At 53.4% G+C, this 654-nt stretch carries 1 protein-coding gene; it reads left to right on the top strand.

The genetic code is table 11. The annotated features are described in order from the left end of the window. Window positions 1–436, top strand: a 436-nt coding sequence (gene ybgF, locus L972_RS21745; protein WP_047436031.1) for a tol-pal system protein YbgF, incomplete at its 5' end; no start/stop codon positions are given. Window positions 437–654 lie beyond the last annotated feature (218 nt).

Raw genomic sequence — 654 nt, 5'->3', positions numbered from 1 at the left:
TCCAGCCGCCCCGGCCCCTGCTGCTGCCACACCGGCTGCTGCCGCCAATTACTCAACCAATCAGGATGAGAACCAGGCCTACGACGCAGCGGTCAACATGGTGCTCAAAGAGAAGAACTACGACAAAGCCATTCCGGCTTTCCAGGGCTTCATCAAGCAGTACCCCAATTCGGGCTATGTTCCCAATGCACACTACTGGCTCGGCCAGTTGCTGTTCAACAAGGGGGACAGAGCCGGTGCCTCGGCCCAGTTTTCGACCGTGGCCAACAAATACAGCAAATCCCCCAAGCGAGCCGATGCGTTGCTGAAGCTGGGTATGCTGGCGCAGCTGGATGGCAAGAAGGCGGAAGCCAAATCCTTCTATGAGCAGGTGATCAAGGGCTATCCCAACACCTCGCCGGCCCAGTTGGCCAAACAGAGTCTGGCCAAGCTGTAACATTGCTGTATGTCACTGTTTTCGTAACGCTACTGTAAAAACAGCCTGCATTTGTACGCACAGTGAGCAAACGGATTTAAATTACGAATTTTCTGTTGCACCGGAAATTTAAATCCGTAATATAGGCCGCCGTCAGAGCCGAAGCAGTAATGCAGTCGGAGCTGGTCGTGGTGAGGGTCGTTAGCTCAGTCGGTAGAGCAGTTGACTTTTAATCAATT

It is taken from the genome of Aeromonas sp. ZOR0001, assembly GCF_000801015.1.
GTDB lineage: Bacteria > Pseudomonadota > Gammaproteobacteria > Enterobacterales > Aeromonadaceae > Aeromonas > Aeromonas veronii.
Note: the sequence above shows the minus strand (reverse complement) of the source record. Positions and strands in the feature narration are given on the sequence as shown.